At 66.7% G+C, this 7,915-nt stretch carries 9 protein-coding genes; 1 reads left to right on the top strand and 8 read right to left on the bottom strand.

From position 1 onward, the window contains the following. Window positions 1-547: DNA gyrase subunit A (locus RMO04_RS16460; RefSeq protein WP_309645857.1), on the bottom strand; the 547-nt coding region annotated here is incomplete at its 3' end. Window positions 548-657: 110 nt separating this feature from the next. Here RMO04_RS16460 and RMO04_RS16455 point away from each other — a divergent pair. Further along, on the top strand, window positions 658-1,185 hold the full coding sequence (locus RMO04_RS16455; protein ID WP_309645856.1) for a superoxide dismutase family protein: 528 nt from the start codon (window positions 658-660) through the stop codon (window positions 1,183-1,185). Between the two features lie 41 nt (window positions 1,186-1,226). On the opposite strand, the gene ssb is transcribed toward RMO04_RS16455, so the two are convergent. The 7 genes from ssb to RMO04_RS16420 all read right to left on the bottom strand — a co-directional run. Continuing rightward, window positions 1,227-1,724, bottom strand: coding sequence for a single-stranded DNA-binding protein (ssb, locus tag RMO04_RS16450; protein ID WP_305676683.1), 498 nt, complete (start codon window positions 1,722-1,724; stop codon window positions 1,227-1,229). A 148-nt stretch (window positions 1,725-1,872) separates the two neighbouring features. Next, entirely contained in the window at window positions 1,873-2,250 is a 378-nt protein-coding gene (locus RMO04_RS16445; RefSeq protein WP_309645855.1) for a hypothetical protein, read from the bottom strand. Between the two features lie 39 nt (window positions 2,251-2,289). Continuing rightward, window positions 2,290-2,982, bottom strand: a complete 693-nt coding sequence (locus RMO04_RS16440; protein ID WP_309645854.1) for a hypothetical protein — start codon at window positions 2,980-2,982, stop codon at window positions 2,290-2,292. A gap of 40 nt (window positions 2,983-3,022) precedes the next feature. Then, the gene (locus RMO04_RS16435; protein WP_309645853.1) at window positions 3,023-5,812 is read right to left on the bottom strand and encodes a hypothetical protein; all 2,790 of its coding nucleotides are present in this window, start codon (window positions 5,810-5,812) and stop codon (window positions 3,023-3,025) included. 140 nt (window positions 5,813-5,952) lie between these two features. Continuing rightward, window positions 5,953-6,786 (bottom strand): flagellin, encoded by an 834-nt coding sequence (locus RMO04_RS16430; protein ID WP_309645852.1) that lies wholly within the window; start codon window positions 6,784-6,786, stop codon window positions 5,953-5,955. A gap of 194 nt (window positions 6,787-6,980) precedes the next feature. Further along, window positions 6,981-7,271, bottom strand: coding sequence for a flagellar protein FlaG (locus RMO04_RS16425; protein WP_309645851.1), 291 nt, complete (start codon window positions 7,269-7,271; stop codon window positions 6,981-6,983). Between the two features lie 123 nt (window positions 7,272-7,394). Beyond that, window positions 7,395-7,915 (bottom strand): flagellin (locus tag RMO04_RS16420; RefSeq protein ID WP_309645850.1); only part of this gene is annotated, 521 nt, incomplete at its 5' end.

Raw genomic sequence — 7,915 nt, 5'->3', positions numbered from 1 at the left:
TGCCGCCCGCCCCATTGACCAAAAGGTTCGGGATGCGCGAGGGCAGCACCATCGGCTCGCTCTCGGAGCCGTCGTAGTTTTCCTTGAAGTCGACGGTGTCCTTGTCCAGGTCGGCCACGATCTGCATCGCGGCCTTGGTCATGCGGCTTTCAGTGTAGCGCATGGCGGCCGGGGGATCGTTGTCCACCGAGCCGAAATTGCCCTGACCGTCGATCAGCAGCAGGCCCATGGAGAACGGCTGGGCCATCCGAACCATGGTGAAGTAGATCGCGGCGTCGCCGTGCGGAGGGTACTTGCCCATCACGTCGCCGACGATCCGCGCGGACTTCACATACGAGCGGTCGGGGGTGTGCCCCTGCTCGTTCATGGAGAAGAGGATACGGCGGTGCACGGGCTTGAGACCGTCACGCGCGTCCGGCAGGGCGCGGCTGACGATCACGCTCATGGCGTAGTCGAGATATGAGCGCTTCAGCTCATCTTCGATGGCGATAGGGGCGATGCCCCCGCGCCGCCCGTCATCCGGCGGGGTTTGGGTTTCGTCGGTCAAGGAGAGGATTTAGCCGTTTAGAATCGGACACAAAACAGGGTTCAAGAGTTACCATCCCGGAGGCCGCAAGGCCAATGTCCGTGTCGTTTCGAACCCAGGTGCTAGTCCCGATGAGATATGCCTTCGCCGCCCTCGCCGCCACCCTTTTCGCCGGTACGGCGACTGCGGCCGATGCGCCCGTCAACCAGCGGATCGAATTGAAGAATTCGACCGGCGCGGTGGTGGGCTCCGCCACCCTGACCCAGGCGCCCAACGGATTGCTGGCCCGGATCGAACTCACCGGCGCGGCGCCGGGCTGGCACGGCCTGCACTTCCACGAGAAGGGTGACTGTTCAAAAGCCGACTTCACCTCGGCCGGGGGTCACGTGCACGGCAAGGCGACCATGGTCCACGGTCTGCTGAACCCCGACGCCAATGAAGCAGGCGACCTGCCGAACATCCATGTGGCCGCCGACGGCGCGGGCAAGGCCGAGGTGTTCTCGACCTATGTTTCGCTCACCGCCACGGCGGGGCGCGAGGCCCTGATGGACAAGGATGGCTCAGCCCTGGTGATCCACGCCGCCGCGGACGACCACAAGACCCAGCCGATCGGCGGCGCTGGCGCACGCATCGCCTGCGCGGTCATCCCGGCGGGGTAAGCGAGAACGCCGAGGCCGCGAGGCCTCGGCGCGACCGCAATCTAGAACGGAATCTCGTCGTCGAGATCGGCGGAGAAGTCCTCGCGCGGTCCCGAGGCCGGGCGTCGCTGTCCGCCGCCGCCGAAGCCGCCGCCACCGCTGCTCGCGCCGCCGTAGTCGCCGCCAGAACTCGCGCCCTCGCCGTCGCCGCGGCCGTCCAGCATGGTCAATTCACCGCGGAACTTCTGCAGCACGACCTCGGTGGAGAACTTCTCCACGCCCGATTGGTCGGTCCACTTGCGGGTCTGGATCGAGCCCTCGAGATAGACCTTGGACCCCTTGCGCAGATATTGCTCGGCCACCTTCACGAGGTTGTCGTTGAAGATCACCACCCGGTGCCACTCGGTCTTTTCCTTGCGCTCGCCCGAGGACTTGTCGCGCCAGGTTTCCGAGGTCGCGACGCGCAGATTGGCGACACGATCACCGGAGGTGAGGCTGCGGATTTCGGGGTCGGCGCCCAGATTGCCGACCAGAATGACCTTGTTGACGCTGCCCGCCATGTGACTGTCCCTTGCTTTCCGTGCTCGCGCGCTTGCGCTCGGCCGGGACGCTAGCGGAGGCGGATCGGCGGATCAATGCCGATGTTCTAATTTTGTTCTCATCCGCGCACCTTCGTCCACAGGCGTGTGATGCGCCGGAACGCCGCGCCTAGCGCTGCGGCATGGCCCCGGGGGGCGCCAGGCGGCCATCGCCGGTGCGGACCAGCGCCAGGTAGCGATGGGATTCGAGCGAGGGCGCCGTCGATATCCCGATACGGTCGATGAAGATGAAGTTGCCCTTGAAGGCGCCGATCATCTCGGTGTTCGAGCCGCCCATGCGGAGGAACTTCAGCCGCATCGATTCCAGCGCCCCGGCGCAGTGTTCCAGGTCGGCGACGTTGGAGGCCAGCTTGTTGTACTTGAGCTCGCCGTCCTTCCCCTGCCCCACATGCCAGCAAACCCCCTCCCCGCCTGGAGGAACGGTCTTCTTGGCGCAGGCGGCGAGGGCCAGGACGGACAGGCCGGCGATGAGGACGGTGCGGAGCATGCGCCAAGCTATAGCTGTGATTGCGGCGAGCGGAAGGCGTTACCCGATCGGAGCGATGGCGCAGTTGTCCGCCTGGCCGGTCAGTAGCCGGAAGCTGCGGTTGTCGCCCGAGACCTCTACCCGTCCGGGCACCAGGCGCAGGGTCTGCTGCATCCAGCGGCCATAGGTGGCGCCGCCAGCCCGTTCGCAACGGCCGGCGAACAGGGACTGGACACAGGCGTTGAGGCTCATGTCGGCCGGTTGCTTGCGCCACCCGCCGTCGGCGTAGCGCCAGCATGCGCCCATCGGTGCGGCCGCGGCGGTGGGCGGCGCGGAGGGCGAGCTGACGGCCGGGGCGCTGGCGACGGGCGTCTCGACAGGCGTTTCGTCCTGTGGCGGCAGCGGAGTCAGCATTGTCCCGGCCTGATCGGCGGCGGCCAGGTTGCCGGCCTCGTCGACGCCGACATCCAGGGCGCCGGTGGCGACGCCGTTGCGCTGGGCGCAATCGGCCAGGGTGATCTCGCCCACATACTGGCCCGCCACGTAGCAGCGCAGCGGACGCGCCGGATCCAGGCGTCCGTCGTCGACCGCCCCAGTCTCGACCACGAGGCCCCCTTGCGAGGCCGGAGGTGGCGGAACCGTCTCATCCTTGCCGCCGGAGACCATCCAAGCGGCGATGCCGACGCCCGCCACGAGGGCGAACGCGCCGCCCGCCAGGACGAGTTGGCTTCGCCGATCTTTCAGGAATTCCATGGACCTTCGCTAGACCGCGTCCGCGAAGGATTCAAGGCGCCTAGCCGCCGAGGCGATCGAGGGCGGCCTGGTAGTTGGCGATCTGGTTGGTCAGATAGCTGGGGACCTTGCCGCCCGCGGCGGCGGCGGCGGCCTTCTGCGCGTCGAGCACCGCCTTGGGCGTCGAGGCGGTCTGCAGATGCTTATAGGCCGCGCGGATCTGGTTCATGGCCGCGGTCAGCTCGGCCAGGGTGTGGTTGACCTGTTCCTGGTCCTCGAGATTGAGGTCGGTAGGCAGGCCCAGGCCGAACATCATCGCCTTGCCGTCCGCCGGAACGGTCTTGCCGTCCACGCTCGTGGTGTTGCGAATGATGCCCTCGGTCAGGCCCATCAGGCTGAGCGCGTCCTTGCCGGTCTTGCCCTCGAACAGCTCGATGGTGGAGCGGTCGTTCAGCGGCTTGATCTGTAGACGGCGCGTGCCTTCGACCGTGACGGTCTCGACCTTGGCCTGGAAACCCAGCGCGCGCTTCAGTTTGGCCGCCAGGGTGGTGAAGGTCTCGCCGTTCTCGATGGTGATGGTCTTCTTGGCGCCGCCGCCGGTCTGGACCTGGAACTGATCGCCGGGGCGAACCGAGCTCATGGCGCTGATCTGCGCGGAATCCGTGAAGTCCAGAGTGCCCTTTGGCAGCCCCAGTCGGTCCAGGACCGTGGCGCCTTGCGTGTCGATGGCGATGGCCGTGGGGGCGGCATGGCCCTCCTTGCCCGTGAACCGTCGCGACCAGTCGATGGCGCCGGTGTCCAGGTCCAGCCGGGTGAGGAAGCCGTCCTTCTTGCCCACGGCCGGCTGCCCGGGCAGATCGGTCCCAGCCGATCCGGCGATCCACACCTGGCCGCCGGCGACCGCCACCGAACTGACCCGGTCGTCGCCGGTCCCGCCATAGTAGGCCAGCCGGTCGCTTCCGCTGGCCGAGAGGCTGGCGTCCAGCCGCGCGGCGAAGGCGTCCGTGCCGCCGGAAAGCGCCCGCGTCACGGTACCGCCCGAGAGCGCGCCGTTGGCGGTCGTGCCCGCGATAACCACCTGACCGCCGTCGATCCCGAGCCCGGCGATTTCCCCGCCCTGCAGATCGCCAAGGTCGCGCGTGGCGGTGAGCGACGGCGTCGTGGTGGAAACGTCGAAACGGCGCAGCACCGCGCGGCCGTTCTCATTGGAGGCCACGACTAGCGACGTGCCGTCGACGACGAGGCCGGCCGGCTTGTCCGCGCCGGTCGAACCGAAGGACTGGGTGAACAGGGTGCTCACCTTGCCCGTGGCGTCGGCCTTGAAGGCCTGCACGTATCCGTCCCAGTCCCCGATCGCCGTGGCGCCCGGCATCGCCGACTTCGAGCGTCCAGCCACATAGACCGTGCCGTCGGCGGCGAAGGCGAGATTGGTCGCCTCGTCGGCTTGGCGGGCGCCGCGGCGCTGCGTCCACACCTCTTGGCCCTCGGCGTCATAGAGGGTGACGAAGCTGTCGGAATTGTTGGCGAAGCTGCCGGTGGCGCCGGAGTTCACCGGACCGTCCACGGCGCCCTGCAGCCCGCCAGTCACCGAACCGGCGATGGCGATCTTGCCGTCGGCCGACACCGCCAGGGCCATGCCCGTGGCCTGATCGGCCGCGCCCAAGGTGCGCGTGTAGAGCAGCTTGCCCGCCGAATCGTACTTCAGCAGCGCGACATCCTTGTCGCCCTTGATCTCCTGGCCCTCGACCGCGGCGTTGACGTCGGCCAGCACATAGACCGAGCCGTCGGGGCCGACCGTGGTGGCGCGTACGTTCTGCACGGACTTGGCGAGGTCCTCGGCCCAGGCGCGGCCGTCGACCCAGTTGGCCTCCCCCGTCTGCTGCGGCGGCGCGGCGACGGTGGTGGTGTCGGTCTGGAACTTGAGCAGTTGGCGCTGGGTGACGCCGTCATTGGTGGTGGTCTTGCCGTCCGGGTTGGGGTCGCCGACGCTCTGGGCGACGTAGACCGAGCCCGCGCTGGTCGGCGCGCCGAAAGTGACCGTCTCCCCGGAATCGACCTTGACCTTGAGCGCCCAGGAATCCTGCGTGGCCGGCAGGGTCACAGGCTTCCCGGCCACCGTGATCGTCCGCGCCTCGCCCGGCACGCGCTGGCTGGCGAAGCGTGTCTCCAGGCCGTCGGCGGCCAGCTTGCCGTTGATATGGGCGATGACGTTGCTCAGCGTGCGCGGCGTCGCACCCATGTCGTCGAGATCAATCGACACATTATGAGTCACGTTCACGCGCTTGATAGACATCGTGAATTTCACATCGCCGGTGAAGGCGGGTACGACCGTTGAACTGTCGCCTTTGAGCAGGGCCACGCCGCCGAGGTAGTCGGTGTTGGCGACGGGGACGCCAATCTTGGTCTTGGCCGAGGCCATCAACTCGCCGCGGTTCAAGCGAATTTCGTCGAACTCGGCGTTGTCGGTATAGGCGGTGATCTCCGCCAACCCCTTGGCGAAGACCTGCTGGATCTTGGTCTTCTCGAAGGACGTCAGATTCTTGGTGTTCATCCGCTCGGCAACGCCGTTCAGGGTGCTCAGCCCCTGGTACAGCGCGAACAGCTTGCGGTAGTCGGCGCTGGCGCCCGGCAGGTCGAGCTTCGCCGACGTCTCGTCGACCAGCTTCTTGCCGAGCATGGCGTTTTTGACCGCCGCGGAGATCTGCTCGTCGACCTTGGTGTTCGTGATCGACCACGGCGCGGTGGGCGCATACTTCTTCGACAGCAAGGCGGACGTGTTGGCGCCCCCCGTCCCGGCGTAGCGGGACTGGTAGTAGCTGGTTAGCAGATTGGTGTCGAAGCTGATCGCCATGATCCACCATGGGCGGGCGCAGTCCCGCCACCCGACCTTGGCCTGGGAAGGACTGACAGGGGGTTAAGGGTTAAGATGAATCCCTTGCCGCGAAGGGCCTGGATGAGGCGCCCAACCCTTCAGCCGCGGCTGGAACCGACCTAGTTCTGGAAGAGCTGCAGCACGATCTGCGGCGCCTGGTTAGCGATCGACAGAGCTTGGGCGCCCAGCTGTTGCTGAACCTGAAGCGCCTGAAGCCTGGCGCTTTCCTTGGCCAGATCCGCGTCCACCAGATTGCCGACACCGGCCTGCAGCACATCCTGCAGCTTGCCGACGAACTTGTTGTGCGCCTCGATCTGCTTGGCCTGCGCGCCCAGATTGCCCAGCGCTTGGTTGACGCCGGTCATCGAGGTGGTCAGCGCGGTCAGAGCCGCGGCCGCCAGGGTCACGGTGCTGATCGACGCGGTCGCCGCCAGCGTGATGATGCCGCCGCCCAGGCTCATGTTCTGCGTGGACAGCGTGATGTAGGCGTTGGCGTCGGCATTGGCGAGGAAGCGGATGCTGCCGGTGATCGAGCCATTGAGGATATTCGCGCCGTCGAACTCCGAGTTCGTGACGACCTGGGTGATCTGCCGAAGGATCGAGCGGAAGTCTGCGTTCAACGCGCCACGCGAAGTGGCGTCGAGGGAGGTGTCTTGCGCCGCGACCACCTTCTCCTTGAGTTGAACCAGCAGGTCGGAGACCGACTCCCCGGCGCTCATCGAGACCTCGGCGATGGACTGCGCGCGATTGAGGCTCATGGTCACCGCCGAGAGCGCGCCGATATCGGCGCGCTGCCCCTGGGCGATGGACCAGACCGAGGCGTTGTCCTTGGCGTTGCCGATCTTCAGCCCGGTATTGATCCGGTTCTGGGTGTCGGCGAGCTGATCGTTTGTCTTGTTGAGGTTCTGAAGTGCGGTCAGGGCCGACTTGTTGGTGTGTACGCTGATCGACATGGACCCGCTCTCCTCTCGAACCCGGCCCCCTAGTACGGCGTTTTTCGACTCGCCGGGGACGGTTCTTTCTGCGGGAGAGGCTATGGAATCATGGTGTCCAGAAGGTTAACAGCCCAAATGGTCGCGGCCGCCGACCGGTATCCCGGGGCGGTTTGAATCCTTTGCGGACCGGCTGAAACCACCGGTCTCGGGTGTCAGGCGCTCGCGCTGATGACGGCGCCGGCCTCGTAGGCGGTCTCCTCGCGCATCTTCAGGATTTCTTCCCGAGGAAATTGCGCGACGACTTCACCCGTGCGTCGGTCGATCGTCTTGTAGACGTACGATCCGCCGCCCTCTTCGATCACCAGACGCAGGTCGGCCGCATCGGGACCCGTCTCGACGGGAGCCTTTGCGGCGACGCTCGGTTCGGGCGTCGTGCGGACAGACACCGCCGGGTTGAGGGTCGGGTCGGTTACCGGCGCGATAGCTGCAAGTTTGTTTTCCATTTCTCCGTTCGCCGACGCCGGTTGAGCGTTCGACGTCCCTGCTGGACCGTGCAGCGGCGGGAGGGTCTCCCCTCCCCCCGCCCACAGTCACCGCGGGGCGAAGGCCCCGCGGCCGCGTGCGTCCTATCGGAAGAGACCGAGGAGCTGCGACGAACCCTGATTGGCGATGGACAGGGCCTGGATCCCCAGCTGCTGCTTGGTTTGCAGCGACTGCAGACGGGCGCTTTCCTTGGCCAGGTCGGCGTCGACGAGGTTACCCACGCCGGCGTCGATCGAGTCCTGGAGCTTGTTGGTGAAGTCCAGGTGCGAGGCGATCGACTTGGAGCCGGTGCCCAGCTTCGACAGAGCGGTCGAGACGTTGGTGATCGAGGTCTTGATGGTCGCGATCATGGCCGTGGCCGTGGTCACGGTGCCGATCGAACCCGCCGCCGTCACGGTGACGTTGGCGCCGCCGAGAGCCAGGCTCTGGGCCGCAACGGTGATCTTCGAGGTGCCGTCGCTGTTGGCGAGGGCCGCCATCGTCGCGCCACCGGTCTTGATCATGTTCGCGCCGTTGAACTCGGCGTTGTTGACCGCCTTCGAGATCTGGTCGCGCAGGGCCTTGAAGTCTTCGTTCAGGGCCGTCCGCGACGAGGCGTCGAGGG

Source organism: Phenylobacterium sp. (genome assembly GCF_031412415.1).
Taxonomy (GTDB): domain Bacteria; phylum Pseudomonadota; class Alphaproteobacteria; order Caulobacterales; family Caulobacteraceae; genus Phenylobacterium.
The sequence above is the reverse complement of the archived record's forward strand: the minus strand, read 5'-3'. Positions and strand labels throughout refer to the sequence as shown.

Bases quoted from the DNA above. Each gene is read 5' to 3' on its own strand.
- RMO04_RS16435 (WP_309645853.1), bottom strand. From the start codon at position 5,812: ATGGCGATCAGCTTCGACACCAATCTGCTAACCAGCTACTACCAGTCC.
- RMO04_RS16445 (WP_309645855.1), bottom strand. From the start codon at position 2,250: ATGCTCCGCACCGTCCTCATCGCCGGCCTGTCCGTCCTGGCCCTCGCC.
- RMO04_RS16455 (WP_309645856.1), top strand. From the start codon at position 658: ATGAGATATGCCTTCGCCGCCCTCGCCGCCACCCTTTTCGCCGGTACG.
- ssb (WP_305676683.1), bottom strand. From the start codon at position 1,724: ATGGCGGGCAGCGTCAACAAGGTCATTCTGGTCGGCAATCTGGGCGCC.
- RMO04_RS16430 (WP_309645852.1), bottom strand. From the start codon at position 6,786: ATGTCGATCAGCGTACACACCAACAAGTCGGCCCTGACCGCACTTCAG.
- RMO04_RS16440 (WP_309645854.1), bottom strand. From the start codon at position 2,982: ATGGAATTCCTGAAAGATCGGCGAAGCCAACTCGTCCTGGCGGGCGGC.
- RMO04_RS16425 (WP_309645851.1), bottom strand. From the start codon at position 7,271: ATGGAAAACAAACTTGCAGCTATCGCGCCGGTAACCGACCCGACCCTC.